The sequence below is a fragment of the Streptomyces sp. NPDC001843 genome (assembly GCF_042891955.1).
Lineage (GTDB): Bacteria > Actinomycetota > Actinomycetes > Streptomycetales > Streptomycetaceae > Streptomyces.
This window is the reverse complement of record NZ_JBIATQ010000002.1, coordinates 484,920-502,213: the sequence shown is the minus strand read 5'-3', so window position 1 is coordinate 502,213 and position 17,294 is coordinate 484,920. Positions and strand designations below refer to the sequence as shown.

The window sequence follows — 17,294 nt, the reverse complement described above, 5'->3', positions numbered from 1 at the left end:
AGGAAACAAGGGGAATCCCGTATTACACGCCTTCTACCAGGCACTTCAGGAAAAAGACTCCTAGTCGTACGCAGGGACGAATAGCGTGCGAGGACCCGAGCCGCTCCCCCACCTGGAGTTCCGGATGCCCCACGCCGATGCCCATGCCCAGCCGCACCACGGCGACCTTCGGCGGCTGCGACGCAGGTATCGATTACAGCGCCGGGTGACCACCCTGCTGGCACTCGGTTATTTCACGGCCTTCCTGGTCCTGTCCGCCGGCTGCCCCGGCCTCATGGCCCGCCCGCTCCTCGGCGGACTGCCGGCCGGCCTCGTCCTGGCGCTCTCCCACGTCCCCGTCACCTGGCTCGCCGTGCTGCTGTACGAACGCACCGCGCGGCGCTACGTGGACCCCATGGCCTTCCGGGTCACCCGGCACGCCCCGTGGGCCGCCGGGGCCGGGCGGGAGCGGCTCCCGTGACCGGCTTCGGCAGGACCGCCGAGGCGTGGTCGCTGGTCGCCTTCTGCGCCGCCGTCACCGTGACACTGCTGCTGTGCGTGCTCACCGGCCCGGACCAGGACGACCTGGACGAGTTCTACACCGGTTACCGGTCGCTGTCCCCCTTGCGCAACGGGCTCGCGATCGCGGGCGACTACATCTCCGCGGCGACCGTGCTGACCATCGGCGGGGTCATCGCGCTGTGCGGCTACGACGGCGTCGTGCTCGCCGTCAGCACGCTGCTGTCGCTTCTGGTCCTGATGTTCCTGCTGGCCGAACCGCTGCGCAACACGGGCCGGTTCACCATGGGGGACGCGCTGGCCCGGCGCATGCCGGGACGGCCGGTACGGGTCGTCGCCTGTCTCGTCACCATCGCCTCACTGGTGCCGATGATGCTGGTACAGCTGGCCAGCACCGGACAGTTGCTGGCGTTCATCCTGGGTTTCTCCAGCACGCCCCTGAAGACCGGCTGCATCGTCGGAGCGGGTGCGTTGATGATCGTGTACGCGGCGATCGGCGGTATGCGGGGCACGGCGCTGCTGCACATCCTGAAGATGGTGGCGCTGCTGGGATCCGGTGTCGTCATCGCCGTACTCGTGCTGCGCACCTTCGACTTCAGACCCTCGTCCCTGTTCGGCGCGGCCGCCGAGCGGAGCGGGGCGGGCGGGGCCTTCCTGCGCAGCGGTCTGCAGTTCGCCGGTGGTCCGCACCCCCGGCTGGACATGGTGAGCACCCAGTTCGCCATCGTGCTGGGCGGCGCCTGCCTCCCCCATGTCACCATGCGCATGTACACCGCCGACAGCGCGCGCCAGGTACGGCGGTCGATGTCCTGGGCGGTGTCGTCCGTGGCCCTGTTCGTCCTCGTCATCACGGTGATCGGGGTGGGGGCGACCGCGTTGGTGGGCCGCGCCGGGATCGCGGCCCAGGACCCCAGGGGCAACACGGCCTACCTGCTGGCGTCGCGGGCGGTGTTCGGCGAGCACGTGTCCCGTCCGGAGACCCTGCTGTTCACCGCGGTCACCACCGCCATCTTCCTCACCCTGCTCGCCTCGGTCGCCAGCATGACGCTCTCCTGCGCCAACTCCCTGGCGCACGACGTCATCGCGTCCCGTCGCTCGGGCATGACCCCGGTCGCCGAGTCGACCGTCGCGCGGGTGTCGGCGGTCGCGGTCGGAGCTCCGGTGATCCTGCTCGCCGCACTCGTCCAGCACCGCAGCCTGCAACCGCTGGCGACCCTCTCGTTCTGCCTGGCGGCCTCCGCCATCGCACCGGCGCTGGTCTACAGCCTGTTCTGGCGCCGCTTCACCCGCACCGGCCTGCTGTGCACCCTGATCGGCGGCTCGACGGCGGTACTGGTCCTGATGCCGGGCACCAACCTGGTCTCCGGCTCCCCCACGGCGGCGTTCCCCGACGCCGACTTCAACTGGTTCCCGTTCACCACCACGGGCCTGGTGTCCATTCCGCTCGGTTTCGCGTTCGGCTGGCTCGGCACGATGCTGCCGGGGCGGCGCGCCCGGCAGGAGGCACGCGCCCGGTACGAGGCCGTCGAACCGCTGATCCTCGCCGGTCCGCGGCGCAGACTCCGGCAGTAGCGCCGAGCGGGCGCTTCGCCATGCCGCCCAGTGGAGCAATCCGCGGTGCGCCGGGACCCGGCACGGCAGGCTGGACCTCTTGTCGAGATCGTCCTGCCAGGAGTCCCTTGTGCGCAGGCCGCATGAGCCGAGCCGTCAGGCATGTCGTCCGCCCGCCGACCCGGGCGGGCGCGCACGCGGGAGCGCGGGGTGAGGCACGGTCGTGGCTCCCGCGCGGACCGCTTCGAGTCACCGGCGGGCAGCACGGCGCGGACCCGGCCGCCCGCTCCCCCGGCGTGGATGCGCTGGCTTCCGGTCCTGTACGTCGTCGCCGTTCTGCTGCTCGAACCGGTCACGCCCGTCGACTGGCCGGTGAGCTTCGTCCTCATCGCCCTGCCCCTGGTGACCGCCTTCGCCCACGGGCCCGTGGCCGTCGCCGGCACCACGGTGTTCGCCGTCCTCTTCGAAGCCGTACTGGCCGGCACCCCGTGCTGTGCGGGCCGCTCCGTCGGCTACCTGTGGGACCGCCACTACGTGGCCGCCTATGTGTGCACCGCCCTGGTGGGCAGCCTCGGCACCATCCTCGCCGTGCACCGCACCCGCCGGGAGCGCACGCTCGCCGACGTGCGCTTCGTGGCCGACATCGCCCAGCGCGTGCTGCTCAGGCCCGTTCCGCACCGGATCGGCGACCTGCTGCTGGACAGCCTCTACCTCTCCGCCACCGCGGAGGCGCGGATCGGCGGGGACCTCTACGAGGCCCTCCCCACCGCCCACGGCGTCCGGCTCCTCATCGGCGACGTCCGCGGCAAGGGTCTGCTCGCCGTCGAGACCGCGGCCGCCCTGCTGGGCGCCTTCCGCGAGGCGGCCCATGACGAACCCGACCTGCCCTCGCTGGCGGACCACGTGGAGACGAGCATGACCCGCAGGGCGGCACAGCTCGCCGGGAGCGAGAAGGACGAGCGGTTCGTCACCGCCGTCTTCGCCGAGATCCCCGCCGACGGCAACCAGGTCCGCGTCGTCAACTGCGGCCACCCGCCCCCACTGCTCATCCGCACCGGCGAGGTACGGGAACTGGACCGGGGACGGTCCGCTCCACCCCTGAACCTGGGCATGCTCGTCCCGGACCCGTACCAGGTCGACACCTACCCGTTCCGCCCCGGCGACCAGCTCCTGCTGTACACGGACGGCGTCACGGAGACCCGCGACCCGGCCGGCTCGTTCTACCCCCTGCTCGAGCGGCTCCACTCCTGGGGCCCGCTGCCACCCCGTGAACTCCTGCAGCGGCTCCACCACGACCTGCTCGTCCACAGCCAGGACCGCCTGCAGGACGACATCGCGGCACTCACCGCCCGACTGCTTCCCGACGAGCCGGCCGTGGCGCCCGCACAGCCCGCGCCTCCCGCCGGAGAGTTCTGCGGAGGCAACGGATAACGTGCTGTCATGCGCGTCGACCACTCCCCGGATTCCATGGACCCTGGTTCGTTCTACCGTCTGCTCACGGCGGTGGTCGTGCCCCGGCCGATCGCCTGGGTCTCGACCCTCACGGCGGACGGCCGGACGGCCAACCTGGCGCCCCACTCGTTCTTCACCGTCGCCTCCACCGATCCGCCGGTCGTCCAGTTCACCTCCGTCGGGCGCAAGGACTCGCTGCGCAACGTGGAGGCGACCGGTGAGTTCGTGGTCAACTTCGCTCCCGAGCCGCTCTTCGAGCAGATCAACGCCACCGCGACGGACTTTCCCGCCGACGAGGGCGAGTTCGACGCCGTGGGCATCGAGCAGGAGCCGTCGCTGCGGGTGAGGCCGCCCCGGGTGGCCGCGTCCCCGGTGGTGCTCGAGTGCACGCTGCACGCGACTCTCGGGCTGGGCAACTCGACGGTGGTGTTCGGCCGGGTCGTGCACGCCGCAGTGAGTGACACCGTACTGGTGGACGGCCGCCCGGACATCGAGCTGCTGCGCCCCCTGGCCCGGCTGGGCGGGAACGAGTGGGCCACGGTCGGGGAGATCCGCGAACTGGCGCGCATCCCCCACCGGGACTGGTCCCCCGACCGGATGCGGTCGTCACGCTGACTAGTCTTGGCCCGTGACCAGCTCCGATCAGGCAGGCAGCGCTCCCAGGCCGCAGTCGCTGATGCTCAGTTTCTTCGGCATCCACGTCCTCGGCCGGGACATCGCCCTGTCGTCAAGCAGCCTGATCGACGTCTTCGCGCAGGCCGGGATCACCGAGGAGGCCGTACGGTCCACGCTCACCCGGATGGTCAAACGCGGCCTGCTGGAGCGGCATCGGCGGGGCCGCAAGACGTACTTCGGTCTGACTCCACGAGCCGTCGGTGTGCTGCGGGAAGGGCACGACCGGATCTGGCGGACGGGGGCGGTCAACCGGACCTGGGACGGCACCTGGACCCTGGTGGGTTTCTCGCTGCCCGAGGCCTGGCGCAGTGAGCGGCACGATCTGCGCTCCCGGCTGGTGTGGAACGGGTTCGGCCCGCTGCAGAACGGTCTCTGGGTGGCGCCGGGAACGGTGGACGTGCCCGAGGTGGTGGCGGGCCTCGGCCTGGACCCCTATCTGCGGGTGTTCCGGGGGGCCGTGGCCGGGGCCCCGACCGAGGCACGGACCGTGCTTCTGACGGCGTTCGACGTCGAGGCCATCGCCAAGGGTTACGAGGAGTTCCTCACCCGGTGGGGCACGGACGCCGAGGTACCGGACGGCGCCGACGACACGGGCGCGCTCGTTCGGCAGTTGTTGCTGCACACGGACTGGCTGGAGCAGGTACGCCAGGACCCGCACCTGCCCGCCGAGCACCTGCCCGTGGACTGGCCGGCGGGACGAGCGGAGCACTTGTTCCGGACGCTGGCGCGACGTTACGAGGAACCGGCCCGGCGGCAGGCGGCCGGCACCCTGGACATGATCACCCCCGGCGCCACGCCGGAGTGAGCCGGACGGCACCCGGGCCCGCGGCCGAGTTCCGGCGCGGGTCCGCTTCGGCATGCCCGTGCACCGACCGCATCGACCGCATCGACCGCACATGACGATCGACATTGGGCATTCTATTGACCGTGGTCGAAAAACTGCCCTACATTCATCGCGTTCTCGGCCCAGCCATCCCCACAGCTCTCGCGCATGTCGCGCACACCCCGCATCTCCGCCGCTCAAAGGGGAGCCCACGTGTCCACTGAAACGCGCACCCAAGTCGACTCCGCCTCCGTCCGGCCGGCATCGGGTGGCCTGCCCATCGGCACCCTCGTGGCCGGCTGCTTCGCCGTCCTGCTCGCCCAGATCGCCCTCGCCATGCCGGCCACCCTCAACGGGCTCTTCCAGGAGGACCTGCACCCGGTCGGCTCCCAGCTCACCTGGATATCGGACGCGTTCCTGCTGCCCGTCACCGTCCTGGAGCTGACCTTCGGCGTCCTCGGCGACCTCTTCGGACGCAAGCACCTGCTGGTCGGAGGAGGAGCACTGCTGGTCGTCGGCGAGGCCCTGGCCGCGGCCAGCAACGGCATCCACATGCTCTGGGTGGGCCAGGCGATCGCCGGACTCGGCGCGGCCGCGCTGATCCCCACGTCGCTCGCGGTCATCGCGGCGGGCACCCACACCGCCCGTGACCGGGCCCGTACGATCGCGATCTGGGCCGCGTGCCTGTCCGGCGGCGGTATCGTCGCCCCCGTCCTGGGCGGAGTGACCGGGAACTACGGCTCCTGGCGCTGGGCCTTCATCGTGGTGGCCGGGCTCGCTGCCGTCAGCACCCTGCTCAGCCAGTTCCTCGCGGAGAACTCCAGCGCCCCGGAAGGCCGGTCCCTCGACCTCGCGGGACAGGTGACCATCGGTGTCGGCCTGTTCGCCCTGCTGTACGCGGTGATCCAGGGGCCGTCGGACGGCTGGACCGCGACCCCGGTGGTCATCGCGTATGCCGTCGCCGCCGTCTTCATCAGTTTGTTCATCGTGGCCGAGCTGCGCTCCGACGCGCCGCTGCTGCGCCTCGACCTGTTCACCAACCGTGCCTTCGCGGTGGCCTCGTTCGTGGCCGTGGTCGGCATGTTCAGCTACCTCGGCACCGCCTACGCGACCAGCATCAGGCTCGGCCCCATCCAGCACCAGAGCCCGCTGCGCGGCTCCTTCGCCTTCGTCCTCCTCAACGCCTGGACATTCGTGCTGCTGCCGGTGACCGCCCGGCTGCTGGAGCGGGTCAGCGCGCGCTGGGTACTCGGCTCCGGTCTCGCGCTGATGGCCGCCGGTGACTTCATCGCCGCCACGATGCCGGTCGACGACCGCGCCCTGACCTCACTCGTCCTCCCCCTCGGCCTGGTCGGCATCGGCTTCGCGCTCACCGTCTCCTCGATCACCGTGACCGCCGTCAACACGGTCCCCGTCCACTACGCCGGCATGGCCAGCGCCTCCACGAGCCTGCTGCGTGACTTCGGCTTCACGCTCGGCCCCGCCGTCATCGGGGCGATCGCCCTGAGCCGCGCGGCCGACGAGTTCCACCAGAAGCTGGCCGCCTCCGGCCTGAGCTCCCAGGTCAAGGCGGCCGCCGGCCAGGTCGCGGCCGAAGGCGGACCGCTCGCGGTCAACTCGGTTCCCCCGGCCTCCCCTCCCGGGGGCGCGTCCCCCATCGCCCTGGACGCCCTCGGCAACGGCTACGCGATCGGTTACGTGGTCTGCGGCATCGCCGCCCTGGCCTGCTGCCTTCTGTCCCTGATCGCCCTGCGGGGCAAGGGCGACGAACAGGCCGCGGCCGGCATCGCCGCTCAGGAGCGGCCCGCGGGGGTCTGAGGACGGCCGCGCCGGGGCGGCCGACGCGACCCGGCACCGGACATGACCGCGTTCCCAGGGCGAGCCCCTCCCGGGAACGCGGTCATGTGGTTCAGCGGCTCTTGCGAGCCACGCCGCCGTAGAAGCCGATCTCGCCGGACCGGGCCGGCGGCGGTGTGTCGGGGCGCCAGAACGGAACCTGGGCGAGACCGGGCTCGACCAGTTCGAACCCGTCGAAGAGGCGCTCGACCTCGGTGCGGGTCCGCAGGTTCAGGGTGGCGGTGGCGTTGCTGTAGACGGCCTGGGCTCCGCTGCGGTCGGCGAAGTCGCCCGTGGCGTGCGAGAGCACCAGGAAGCTGCCGGCCGGCAGTGCCTCGCGCAGGGTGGCGACGACCTGCTCCGGCTTCTCCTCGTCGGTGAGGAAGTGGAGGACGGCGACGAGGAGCAGGGCGACCGGCTCGTCGAAGTCGATGACCTGGCGGATGCCGGGATGGTCCACGATTCGCTGCGGGTCGCGCAGATCGGCGAGAACGACGCTGGTCGTGCCGGAGCGGCTGAGCAGCGCGTTGGCGTGCGCGCTCACGATCGGGTCGTTGTCCACGTACGCCACGCGTACGTCGGGGGCCACCTCCTGGGCTGTCTCGTGGACGTTCGGTGAGGTGGGCAGCCCGGTGCCGACGTCGAGGATCTGGCGCACGCCGCTGCCCACCACGTACCGGACGGCGCGGCGCAGGAAGGCGCGGTTGGCGCGCACGCCGCTGCGCGCCTCGGGGGCCGCGGCGGCGAGTTCGTCGCCCGCCCTGCGGTCCACCTCGTAGTTGTCCTTGCCGCCCAGCAGGTAGTCGTAGATCCGTGCGGGGTGCGGCCTGCTGGTGTCGATCTCGGCACTCAAGCCGTCCTGTGTCACACTGCGCTCCTCTCGGCGGACCCACCACGGTCCTGACCGCTGACGGGTCCTGGCAGTTTCCCACATCAACTTGTCTGCGGCCGTGGGCAGTTCGCGGTACGGTCGGTCGACGTGCAGCCGAAGGCGCCCGGAATTGTCCGTGGTTGGCAACAGGCGCATCCCTCGGTGCGTTTCCTCCGTCTGACGGGTGCACAGGAGAACGCGGATGGCGAGGACGGGTACGACATGGGACGGCGTGGCGCACGGGGATGGCACGGTCGGGTGTTCGCGGCGGCGGTCGGTGTGACGGCGCTGGCCGCCGCCACCTCCGCGTGGACCGCGCAGGCCGGGTCGGTCGGCGCGCGGGAGCCGCGGGCGGGCGTGTCGCATCACGGATCGACGCACGCTGAATCCCGGGGCAGCGTGGCGGCGCGGGTGTCCGTGGACATCGCCCATGCCTCGGACCGCGGCGCACACGGCGTGAACATCACCATCGACGACGGCCCGGACCCGACGTGGACTCCGCAGGTCCTGCGGGTTCTCGAAGACAACGGTGTGAAGGCCACGTTCTGCATGGTGGGCACACAGGCCCGGGCGCACCCCGATCTGGTCAGGGCGGTGGTTGCGGCCGGTCATCGGCTGTGCGACCACACGGTGTCCCACGACACCACCATGGACACCAAGTCCGAGGCCTACCAGTCGCAGGAGATCCTGGCTGCCGAACGCATGATCACCAAGGCCTCCGGTGGTGTCCGGCCGATGTACTACCGGGCCCCCGGCGGCGCTTTCACTCCCTACAGCCGCAACCTCGCCGCCTCGCACGGCATGCGGCCGCTGGGCTGGAACGTCGACTCCAAGGACTTCGAACGCCCCGGCACGGCCGCGATCGTCACCACCGTCGAGAACGAGATGTCCAACGGTCCGACGCTGCTGTTCCACGACGCGGGCGGCGACCGCTCCCAGACCGTCGCCGCGCTGCGCGAGATCCTGCCCTGGCTGATGCGGCAGGGCCATACCTTCGGCTTTCCCGTGCGCTGACCGGCTGACCGGCCGTCACACGACAGACCGTGGGCCCCGGACGTTTCCGGGGCCCACGGTCGGGACGCGCTGAAGCGCAGGGTCACCATCGGTACCAGCGGCCCTTGCGGCCGCCGGTGTCCGCGGTGCGGACGACGAAGCCGAGCAGCCAGACGACCAGCACGACCACTGCGATCCACCACAGTGCCTTCAGTGCGAAACCCGCACCGAAGAGGATCAGAGCCAGCAGCAGAACGAGAAGCAGGGGAACCATGTTTATCAACCTCCGCCGCTCCTGGTGCCCGGCAATTGGGTGAACACACAGTCGATTTACCGGGTTTCTTCACCGATTCCGCGGGCACCGGGTGGAGTTCCTTCACGGCGTGACGGAATACCCGTCTCGATCGGCAGGCATATCCGGCGTGCAGCCAGGAACCCGATCGGTCCCCGACAGTCGAAGGAGGAACACCATCGTGTCCCAGGTCGAAGAGTCCATCGAGGTCGACGTCCCGGTCCGCACCGCTTACAACCAGTGGACCCAGTTCGAGACCTTCCCCGAATTCATGGACGGTGTGGAGCGCATCGAGCAGCGCAGCGACACGCTGACCCACTGGGTCACCAAGGTCGGCGGTGTGCAGCGGGAGTTCGACGCGGAGATCACGGAGCAGATCCCCGACGAACGCGTCGCCTGGACCACCGTGAGCGGCGAGGCCAGGCAGGCCGGCGTGGTCACCTTCCACCGGCTGGGCGAGGACCGCACCAAGGTCATGCTGCAGATGGAGGTGGCCCCCGAGGGAGTGGCCGAGACCGTCGGTGACAAGCTCGGCTTCGTCAAGCGGCAGGTCACCGGCGATCTCAAGCGGTTCAAGGGGTTCATCGAAGAGCGCGGCGGCTTGGAGACCGGCGCGTGGCGCGGAGAGGTCTGACCCCGAGGGACCACCGGAGTCAGCCGAGTCCGAGGGTGCTCAGGGCCTGCTGAGCCATCCTCGACTCGCCGAGGGCGTTGGGGTGGACGGGGACGATGTTGGTGCCGAACAGGAGCGGTTCGATCCACCGGGTGCCGATGGGCTTGCAGGCGTCGTGGCCTTCGGACGCCCGGGAGAAGTCCACGAAGGTGGCGCCGCTCTCCTCGGCCGCTCGCTCGACGACGGCGTTGAGGTGCGCCTGGATTCCGCGCAGGTAGGGCACGTCGCCGGAGGCGACCGGCAGCTTGGCGTAGCACGACGGATCGGCGTCGGCGGGCACGATCCACGGGTAACCCAGTACCGCCACACGGGCGTTCGGCGCCTTCGCCCGGACGCTGCGCAGTGTGGTCCGCAGTGCGGGGTAGGTGTCCTTGTCGATCTGCTCGTCGAACGAGCTGCCGTGCTGGTCCTTGCAGGGGCTGCCCTGTCCGCCGCTGAGAACCCCCGCCGAACCGCAGGCGAGCACGGCGTTGATGAAGGTGCCGTTGTCGTTTCCGCCGATCGTCATTGTCACCAGGTCGGTGTCCGGTCCGACGGGGTCGAGCTGCGGCGGTACTCCGGGGTACTGGGCCCCGGTGAAGTCCTTGGTCTGCGCGGCGCCGCAGCTGACGTCCGTCAGGGCGGCGCCGGTCCGGGTGGCGATGACGTGCGGGTAGTTTGCCGTGGAGCGCAGGCACAGCAGGTTGGTGAGGTCCACCGGCAGGACGCCGGAGCCGGCGCTGTAGCTGTCGCCGAGGGCGGCGTACTGCAGGGGTGCGGCTGCGTGTGCGGCAGGGCCCGCGAGGCTGAGTGCGACGGCACCCACGGCCGCCATTGTCGCGGTCATGACATTACGGAGGGCATGCATCGACATGTGCTCTCTTCTCGGAAGCGGACGCGGCTGGTGCGGGCACGGCGGTGCCCGACGAGCGTGCTGGTGGCGAGAGTTCAGCGGTTCGAGCAGCGAAAGTGCCGACGGCCGCGCCGTGGGCACGGAGCGCGCACGCCGACGACCGCGGAGAACGGTGCGCGAGGTGAGCGCACGGTCCTACCGATTAGTAATGTGCGGCCGGTTGGACACCGCGTCAACGTTGCCGACGGCACTTCTTCGATCCCGCATGTGATGAGTGACGGGGCTACGCGCCCTTTCGCGGGGTAATCGAGGTTCACGGAAAGGCAAAGTCAACAGCACGAGAAGCAGTACGAGAAGGAGAAGTCATGCCGGGCGTGGTGGAGCGCATCAAGGAATTCGCCAGGAGCCCCCAGGGGCGGCGGACGGCCGAGCAGGTACGCCGTGCGGCGGCCGACCCCCGGCGACGGGCCCAGGCCCAGCGGCTGCTGGGCAAACTGCGGGGCCGTGGCTGACGCAGGCCACTGGAGGCGGAAGACGAACGGGCCGGTCTCCGGCGGGAGAACTCCCCCGGAGACCGGCCCTGCGCCTGGATGGAGAACCTACTGCGCGAGCAGCCCCTCGCGCAGTCGGGTCAACGTGCGGGAGAGCAGGCGGGAGACATGCATCTGGGAGCAGCCGAGGCGGGCGCCGATCTCGGCCTGGGTCAGCTCCTCGACGAAGCGCCAGTGCAGGATCTGCCGCTCGCGCTCGCTCAGTGCGGCGATGAGGGGAGCCAGCGAGTTGAAGTCCTCCACGAGCCCCAGCGTCGCGTCCTCCACGCCGATGAAGTCGGCCAGCACGCTCTCGCCGTCCTCGCTGCTGTTGATCGCAGCGTCCAGGGAGGAGGCGCTGTACCCGTTCGAGGCCAGCCGGGCCTCGATCACCTCGTCCTCCGTGAGGCTCATCAGCTCCGCCAGCTCCTTGGCGGTGGGCGTACGGCCCATGCGGCTGCGCAGTTCCTCGGTGGCGCGCGCCAGTTGGACGCGGGCCTCCTGCAGCCGCCGGGGCACGTGCACGGCCCAGGAGGTGTCGCGGAAGAACCGCTTGATCTCGCCGACGATGTAGGGCACGGCGAAGGAGGTGAACTCCACCTCGCGGGACAGCTTGAACCGGTCGATCGCCTTGATCAGTCCGATCATGCCGACCTGGACGATGTCCTCCATCTCCTCCGGGCCGCGGCTGCGGAACCGGCCGGCCGCGTAGCGGACCAGGGACATGTTCATCTCGATCAGCGTGTTGCGCGCGTGCTGGTACTCGGGCGTGCCCTCCTCGAGGACCGCCAGCCGGTCGAAGAAGAGTCGGGAGAGCTCACGGGCGTCCTTCGGCGCCACGGCCGACGGATCGGCGACCTCCGGCACCTCGACCACTGTCTGCCGACCGGTGTTCCTGACCGCCGCGGCCGTCATCATGCCCCTCCCCATGCCGAAGTGTCCGACGTCTGTTCGTACTGCCAATGAGCCGCGGCTACCCGGACCCGCACCGGATATGCCCCAGCATTTAGAGTCGCGCCATGTCCAAGACCGAGATCGACCTGGTGACCGCCGACTTCTTCGCCGCCTTCGACAACCGGGGCGGCCGGGCGGCCGACGTGGCCCGGATACGCCGGCTGATGCTGCCGACGGGCGTGATCGTCAAGACCGGCCCGGAATTCGCGGTGTACACCGTCGACGAGTTCATCGAGCCTCGTCGGCGCCTGCTGGCCGATGGCCGTCTGGTCGAGTTCCGCGAGTGGGAGACGTCCGAGGAGACGAGGATCGCGGGCGACGTCGCCTCGCGGTTCAGTACGTACCGCAAGTCCGGACGGCTGGCCGGTGCGGCGTTCGAGGGTGGGGGGACCAAGACCCTCCAGTTCGTCCGCACGTCGGTGGGCTGGCGGATCTCGGCGGTCGCCTGGTACGACCATCCGTGAGCCCTCGGGTCCGGTCCTCGGGTTTGACGTGGTCGATCGCGTCAACGTGGACAGTATGGGCCAGTCGACACGAGAGATCGAACGCAAGTACGCGGCACCGGCTGCGGACGACATGTCGTGGCTGTCCGCCCTGGCCGGTGTGAACAGCGCCGCGTCGCTGATCGACCGCGGGATCCAGGACCTGGACGCCGTCTACCACGACACCGCCGACCTGCGGCTTGCCCGCAGCTCGGCGACACTGCGGCACAGGACGGGCGGCACGGACGCCGGCTGGCATCTCAAACTGCCCCTGGCCGGCGACAGCCGCGAGGAGATCCACTGTCCGCCGGCCGACGAGCTGCCGGGGGAACTGCGCGAGCTGGTGCTGTCCCGTACGCGCGGGGCGCCGCTGCGGCCGGTGGTACGGATCCGCACCACCCGTTCCGTGCGCGAGCTCGCGGACGCCGAGGGCGGCGTGCTGGCCGAGATCTGCATGGACACCGTCCGTGCCGACTCCCTCCTCGAGGGAGGTGGGCACGCCGTGTGGACGGAGATGGAGGTGGAGCTCGCCGAGGGCGGCGACCCCGCGCTGCTGGACGACGTGGAGGAGGTGCTGCGCAAGAACGGCGTGGACCGTGCGTCCGTGCCGTCCAAGCTGGCCCGCGCACTGGCCGAGACGGCACCGGCCGGGTACGCCGATCCGGAGCCGCGCACTGAGGCCGTCCGCGGTTCGGTCGGCGAACACGTGTCCGCGTATCTGAGTGCGCAGGTCCGGGCGCTGGTGGAGCTCGACCCGGCGGTGCGTCGCGGCACGCCCGACTCGGTGCACCGGATGCGCGTCGCGTGCCGCCGGCTGCGCGGCGTCCTGCGCGTCCACCGCTCCGTTCTGGAGCGCGAGGCGGTCGACCCGCTCCGCGGAGAGCTGCGGTGGCTGGCCGGTGAGCTGGGTGCGGAGCGCGACCACGAGGTGCTGGCCGACCGCCTGGACACGGGCGTGCGGGAGCTGCCCGACGAGCTCGTGCTCGGCCCGGTGGCCGCGCGGCTGCGGGCCTGGGACGTGGCGGGAGGGGACACGGCCCGCCGCCGGACCCTCGACGCACTGGCCTCGGCACGTTACCTGGCGCTGCTGGACCGGCTCAGCGAGCTGAGCGACCGTCCACCACTGCGCGCCAAGGCCGCCCGCAAGCCGAAGAAGGAGATGGCCAAAGCGCTTCTGAAGGAGTTCGAGCGACTGCGGCAACGGATGGACCGCGCCCTGGCGCTCCCTGCGGGGCCGGACCGCGACGCCGCCGTGCACCAGGCCCGCAAGGCGGCGAAGCGGTTGCGTTACGCCGCCGAGACGGCCCGCCCCGCCCTCGGCAAACCGGCCCGGCGTCTCGGCAAGCGCGTCAAGGCCGTGCAGCAGGTGTGCGGAGATCACCACGACAGCGCCGTGGCCCGTGACGCGCTGCGCCGGCTGGCCGTCGCGGCACACGCGGCAGGCGAGCCCGGTTTCACCTGGGGACTGCTGCACGGTCAGGAGCGGGCCACAGCGCGTGCGCGGGAGCAGGAACTGCCGGAGATCTGGCGCCGGGCCTCGAAAGCGCGCCTGCGCAAGGCGCTGCGCTGACCGGCCCCGCCCCGGGAGCCGGGGCCACGGGGTGCCTGAGGCGACCCGGGCCTCGCAAACGCGCCCGCGCAAGGCACTGCGCCGGCCGAAGACGGCCCCCGGGGCCGGGGCCGCCGGTCCCGGCCCGGGTGCGCCCTCGAACGTGTTCCCGCCCCAGACGCAGCGGCCCCGAACGCGACCCGAAGCCCAGGTCACCGGCCCCGGACCGGACGCCGGCCCCGAGAGCGTCCCATGCACGGCAGAGCAGTGACCGGCCGCGAACCCTGAGGGCCGGAGCACCGATGCCGGAGCCGCAGTCGGCCCACGAACGCGTTCACGCCAAGCACCGGGCCGACCGGCTGTCACCCGGGCCTGGACCACCAACCCCGCACGAAGGCGAGCCTCGAACGCGTCCCGGGCAAGGCGGCACAGCAGTGGCCCGAGGCAATCGGGCGGCCGGGGTCACTGGTGTCTGGGGCGAGGGCGGGGAAGCTGTTCGCGTGCGTTGTGCCAGCGTGACCGGGTCTGCTCGACCACGTTGTCCCACTCCCGGCGGATCTCGTTCTGCGACGGTCTGAGACCCTGGCGGATGCGGACGAGCTCGTCTCGGACCTCGCGTCCCACCGCCGCCGACGCCACGATGACGAGCATGGCCCCGAAGAGCGCCGAGATCATGGCGAAGACGGCGCCGACGGTTCCGTACCGCGCGGCGTAGGTGTTGAAGAGGCGCGGCAGGTAGACCGAAGCCCCCAGCGAATACACGGCGATCAGCACCGCCGCGACGGCGGCGAAGGACAGCAGGGCCCTGCCGCCGATCCGCTTCGCCGAAAGGAGCCAGCCGCTCCAGACGAGGAAGCCGGCGGTCACCGGCACCTCGCACACCGAGGCCGCCAGGCCGAGCCGCCGGCCGGACAGGGCCGCGTAGATCCATCCGCTGACCGCCATGTAGCCGCTGACGGACAGGAGCCACCACAGGCCGTTCCGCGTGTTGCGCACACCGAGCGGAGTGAGTTCCCAGGCCTGCTCGAACAGCCGCTGTGCCGCGCGCGCGAAGCTGAGAGCGGAGATCACCAGGAACACGCCCCCGACGGCGCCGATGCTCTGCGACTCGCCCCCGGTGGGGGAGAACAGGTCCCGGACCGCTTCGGCGCCGTCACCGGTGAGGCCGTACCACGCGATGATCCCGTCCGCGATGTCGTGGCCCAGAGCGCCGCCGAAGACGGCGCCGACGAGGATCCCGAGCGGGATCAGGGCGGTCAGGGCGCTGGAGGCCAGGGCCATCGAACGATCGAACCCGACGATCCTCTGGAAGCGGTAGACCACGCGCAGAAGGAAGGCTGGGCGCAGCCAGAACGTCAGTGTTCTGATGAGGCGTTCGCGGTCGATCACGGCCGGTTCGCCCTCCGTCGGCACGCCGGGCCCCTGGTCACGGCCCGATGGTAACGGAAAGTCAGGAGGCCGTGCGGGACGACACGAGCGGCCTCGTACTCCACCAACCCCGACATCGGCAACCCGAACGGCTGGAGTGCGCCGCGGAACTTCCACTCCTCGATGCCGGACGTCATCAAGCAGCACATCGGCAACGACTACTGGGTCGACATGTGGGTGATCCGCGACAGCGCCAACTGCTTCCTGTTCTCCTCCGACGACAACGGGCGTCTCCACCGCTCGCGGACGACCGGCGGCCAGTTCCCGAACGGCTTCGGGAACACCGTCATCGCCGCCCAGGACGCCAGCGAGAACGCCCTGTTCGAGGCGAGCAACGTCTACAAGGTGCAGGGCGCCAACCAGTACCTGATGCTCATCGAGGCCATCGGCTCCGACGGACGGCGCCACTTCCGCTCCTGGACGTCCGGCAGCCTCGCCGGCTCGTGGACGCCGCTGGCCGCCACCAAGAGCAATCCGTTCGCCCGGGGGAGCAACGTGACCTCCTCCCCCCGGTGCCTGGACCAAGGACATCAGCCATGGCGAGATGATCCGCGCGGGCTATGATCAGACGCTGACGATCAACGCCTGCAGGCTGCAGTACCTGTACCAGGGCCTGAATCCGAACGCGAGCGGCGACTACAACAGCCTGCCGTGGCGGCTGGGCCTGCTCACCCAGACCAACTCCAGCTGCTGACACACCATGAGGGTTCCCGTGGGCCTCTACCCGGAGATCGAGCCGTACGACAGCGGCATGCTCGACGTCGGTGACGGCAACCGCGTCCACTGGGAGGTCTGCGGGAACCCGCACGGCAAGCCCGCGCTCATGCTGCACGGCGGCCCAGGCTCCGGGTGCGACGCGGGGTTCAGGCGGTACTGCGACCCGGCGGCCTACCGCATCGTGCTCCTCGACCAGCGCGGCTGCGGGCGGTCCACTCCCCATGCCGGCGCGTACGACACCGACATGAGCGTCAACACGACGGCTCATCTCCTCGTCGACCTGGAGCTGCTCCGCCGGCACCTGGGAATCGAGCGGTGGCTGGTGTGGGGCGTGTCATGGGGGTCCGTACTCGGGTTGCGGTACGCGCAGACGCATCCGTGGGCCGTGTCCGAACTGGTCCTCGCGGCGGTCGCCACCGGATCGAACGCCGAAGTCGCCCTGCTGACCCGCGGGCTCGGCCGGATCTTTCCCGAGGCCTTCGAGAGGTTCCTGGCCGAGTTGCCCGAGGGGGAACGCGACGGCAACCTCGCGGCCGCGTACAACCGGCTGATCGAGTCCCCCGACCCGGCGGTGCGGGCACGCGCGGCGCGGGCCTGGACGGACTGGGAGACGGCGACGATCCCGGCGCCGCCGCGCTCGGTGGCGCGCTTCGAGGACCCCGTGTTCCGCACGGGCTTCGCGCGGACCGTCACCCACTACTGGGGCAACGACCACTTCCTCGGCGCGGGCAACCACGAAGGGGTGGTCCTCAGGGACGCCCACCTCCTCGGGGGCGTCCCCGCCACCCTGGTCCAGGGCAGCCTCGACTTCGGCAACCTGCTCGGCACCGCGTGGCGCCTCCATCACGCCTGGCCCGGCAGCGAGTTGGTCGTGGTGGACGAGGTCGGGCACACGATGGGCGCACCAGGGGTGGTGGAAGCCCTGGTGGCGGCGACGGACCGGTACGCCCGCCGACGGCCGGCCCCCGGTCGGTAAGCCACACGCCGCCCCGGCCTCATGTTCATCATCTTGAACCCAAATCATGTGCACGTCTATTGACGCACGCATGACACCTCCATACGGTCTCCAGAAAGCGCTTTCTGCCCGGAGTGACGGGTCACTCGGCCGCAGACGCGTTCACGCACTCGAACAGACCCA

At 70.8% G+C, this 17,294-nt stretch carries 17 protein-coding genes and 1 pseudogene; 13 read left to right on the top strand and 5 right to left on the bottom strand.

Features of this window, described 5'->3' with window-relative positions; all coding sequences use genetic code 11:
• Window positions 1–85: 85 nt before the first annotated feature.
• From ACFYZQ_RS07635 to ACFYZQ_RS07610, 6 genes are all read left to right on the top strand, one after another.
• A complete protein-coding gene (locus ACFYZQ_RS07635) occupies window positions 86–460 on the top strand; it encodes a DUF485 domain-containing protein (RefSeq protein ID WP_389142773.1) in 375 nt (124 codons plus the stop codon).
• A complete protein-coding gene (locus tag ACFYZQ_RS07630) occupies window positions 457–2,070 on the top strand; it encodes a cation acetate symporter (RefSeq protein ID WP_389142770.1) in 1,614 nt (537 codons plus the stop codon). Before ACFYZQ_RS07635 ends, ACFYZQ_RS07630 begins: the two co-directional genes overlap by 4 nt.
• 189 nt (window positions 2,071–2,259) lie before the next feature.
• On the top strand, window positions 2,260–3,480 hold the full coding sequence (locus ACFYZQ_RS07625) for a PP2C family protein-serine/threonine phosphatase (RefSeq protein ID WP_389142768.1): 1,221 nt from the start codon (window positions 2,260–2,262) through the stop codon (window positions 3,478–3,480).
• A gap of 9 nt (window positions 3,481–3,489) precedes the next feature.
• Complete coding sequence (locus ACFYZQ_RS07620) at window positions 3,490–4,116, top strand: flavin reductase family protein (RefSeq protein ID WP_389142765.1); 627 nt, start codon at window positions 3,490–3,492, stop codon at window positions 4,114–4,116.
• Window positions 4,117–4,129: 13 nt separating this feature from the next.
• Window positions 4,130–4,981 (top strand): PaaX family transcriptional regulator C-terminal domain-containing protein, encoded by an 852-nt coding sequence (locus tag ACFYZQ_RS07615; protein ID WP_389142762.1) that lies wholly within the window; start codon window positions 4,130–4,132, stop codon window positions 4,979–4,981.
• Between the two features lie 231 nt (window positions 4,982–5,212).
• Entirely contained in the window at window positions 5,213–6,817 is a 1,605-nt protein-coding gene (locus ACFYZQ_RS07610) for an MFS transporter (RefSeq protein WP_389142760.1), read from the top strand.
• 91 nt (window positions 6,818–6,908) lie between these two features.
• On the opposite strand, the gene ACFYZQ_RS07605 is transcribed toward ACFYZQ_RS07610, so the two are convergent.
• On the bottom strand, window positions 6,909–7,703 hold the full coding sequence (locus tag ACFYZQ_RS07605) for an SAM-dependent methyltransferase (protein ID WP_389142758.1): 795 nt from the start codon (window positions 7,701–7,703) through the stop codon (window positions 6,909–6,911).
• A 225-nt stretch (window positions 7,704–7,928) separates the two neighbouring features.
• Here ACFYZQ_RS07605 and ACFYZQ_RS07600 point away from each other — a divergent pair, with 225 nt between their 5' ends.
• Window positions 7,929–8,720 carry a polysaccharide deacetylase family protein gene (locus tag ACFYZQ_RS07600; RefSeq protein ID WP_389142755.1) on the top strand — a complete coding sequence of 264 codons (792 nt, stop codon included), beginning with the start codon at window positions 7,929–7,931 and terminating at the stop codon, window positions 8,718–8,720.
• Window positions 8,721–8,802: 82 nt separating this feature from the next.
• Here ACFYZQ_RS07600 and ACFYZQ_RS07595 read toward each other — a convergent pair whose 3' ends face one another.
• A complete protein-coding gene (locus ACFYZQ_RS07595) occupies window positions 8,803–8,973 on the bottom strand; it encodes a hydrophobic protein (RefSeq protein WP_388793265.1) in 171 nt (56 codons plus the stop codon).
• A gap of 199 nt (window positions 8,974–9,172) precedes the next feature.
• On the opposite strand from ACFYZQ_RS07595, the gene ACFYZQ_RS07590 reads away from it, so the two are divergent.
• Window positions 9,173–9,625, top strand: coding sequence for an SRPBCC family protein (locus ACFYZQ_RS07590; protein ID WP_389142753.1), 453 nt, complete (start codon window positions 9,173–9,175; stop codon window positions 9,623–9,625).
• A gap of 19 nt (window positions 9,626–9,644) precedes the next feature.
• Here the strand turns inward: ACFYZQ_RS07590 and ACFYZQ_RS07585 are convergent, their stop codons facing one another.
• Window positions 9,645–10,517, bottom strand: coding sequence for an SGNH/GDSL hydrolase family protein (locus ACFYZQ_RS07585; RefSeq protein ID WP_389142750.1), 873 nt, complete (start codon window positions 10,515–10,517; stop codon window positions 9,645–9,647).
• A gap of 344 nt (window positions 10,518–10,861) precedes the next feature.
• Here ACFYZQ_RS07585 and ACFYZQ_RS07580 point away from each other — a divergent pair, with 344 nt between their 5' ends.
• Window positions 10,862–11,008 (top strand): hypothetical protein, encoded by a 147-nt coding sequence (locus ACFYZQ_RS07580; protein WP_389142747.1) that lies wholly within the window; start codon window positions 10,862–10,864, stop codon window positions 11,006–11,008.
• Window positions 11,009–11,095: 87 nt separating this feature from the next.
• Here the strand turns inward: ACFYZQ_RS07580 and ACFYZQ_RS07575 are convergent, their stop codons facing one another.
• Window positions 11,096–11,944 carry an RNA polymerase sigma factor SigF gene (locus ACFYZQ_RS07575; protein WP_389142745.1) on the bottom strand — a complete coding sequence of 283 codons (849 nt, stop codon included), beginning with the start codon at window positions 11,942–11,944 and terminating at the stop codon, window positions 11,096–11,098.
• Window positions 11,945–12,045: 101 nt separating this feature from the next.
• On the opposite strand from ACFYZQ_RS07575, the gene ACFYZQ_RS07570 reads away from it, so the two are divergent.
• Window positions 12,046–12,444, top strand: a complete 399-nt coding sequence (locus ACFYZQ_RS07570) for a DUF4440 domain-containing protein (RefSeq protein WP_389142742.1) — start codon at window positions 12,046–12,048, stop codon at window positions 12,442–12,444.
• A gap of 55 nt (window positions 12,445–12,499) precedes the next feature.
• On the top strand, window positions 12,500–14,032 hold the full coding sequence (locus ACFYZQ_RS07565) for a CHAD domain-containing protein (RefSeq protein ID WP_389142739.1): 1,533 nt from the start codon (window positions 12,500–12,502) through the stop codon (window positions 14,030–14,032).
• A gap of 441 nt (window positions 14,033–14,473) precedes the next feature.
• Here ACFYZQ_RS07565 and ACFYZQ_RS07560 read toward each other — a convergent pair whose 3' ends face one another.
• A complete protein-coding gene (locus ACFYZQ_RS07560) occupies window positions 14,474–15,424 on the bottom strand; it encodes a hypothetical protein (RefSeq protein ID WP_389142737.1) in 951 nt (316 codons plus the stop codon).
• 57 nt (window positions 15,425–15,481) lie between these two features.
• On the opposite strand from ACFYZQ_RS07560, the pseudogene ACFYZQ_RS07555 reads away from it, so the two are divergent.
• Both ACFYZQ_RS07555 and pip read left to right on the top strand, forming a co-directional pair.
• A pseudogene (locus tag ACFYZQ_RS07555) lies at window positions 15,482–16,133 on the top strand (non-reducing end alpha-L-arabinofuranosidase family hydrolase); the annotation flags it as partial.
• Window positions 16,134–16,151: 18 nt separating this feature from the next.
• Window positions 16,152–17,132 carry a prolyl aminopeptidase gene (gene pip / locus ACFYZQ_RS07550; protein WP_389143238.1) on the top strand — a complete coding sequence of 327 codons (981 nt, stop codon included), beginning with the start codon at window positions 16,152–16,154 and terminating at the stop codon, window positions 17,130–17,132.
• Window positions 17,133–17,294: the final 162 nt, after the last annotated feature.

Excerpts from the sequence above, each read along its gene's own strand:
- ACFYZQ_RS07620 (WP_389142765.1), top strand. The coding sequence starts at position 3,490 with ATGCGCGTCGACCACTCCCCGGATTCCATGGACCCTGGTTCGTTCTAC.
- ACFYZQ_RS07600 (WP_389142755.1), top strand. The coding sequence starts at position 7,929 with ATGGGACGGCGTGGCGCACGGGGATGGCACGGTCGGGTGTTCGCGGCG.
- ACFYZQ_RS07595 (WP_388793265.1), bottom strand. The coding sequence starts at position 8,973 with ATGGTTCCCCTGCTTCTCGTTCTGCTGCTGGCTCTGATCCTCTTCGGT.
- ACFYZQ_RS07585 (WP_389142750.1), bottom strand. The coding sequence starts at position 10,517 with ATGTCGATGCATGCCCTCCGTAATGTCATGACCGCGACAATGGCGGCC.
- ACFYZQ_RS07580 (WP_389142747.1), top strand. The coding sequence starts at position 10,862 with ATGCCGGGCGTGGTGGAGCGCATCAAGGAATTCGCCAGGAGCCCCCAG.
- ACFYZQ_RS07575 (WP_389142745.1), bottom strand. The coding sequence starts at position 11,944 with ATGATGACGGCCGCGGCGGTCAGGAACACCGGTCGGCAGACAGTGGTC.
- ACFYZQ_RS07570 (WP_389142742.1), top strand. The coding sequence starts at position 12,046 with ATGTCCAAGACCGAGATCGACCTGGTGACCGCCGACTTCTTCGCCGCC.
- ACFYZQ_RS07565 (WP_389142739.1), top strand. The coding sequence starts at position 12,500 with ATGGGCCAGTCGACACGAGAGATCGAACGCAAGTACGCGGCACCGGCT.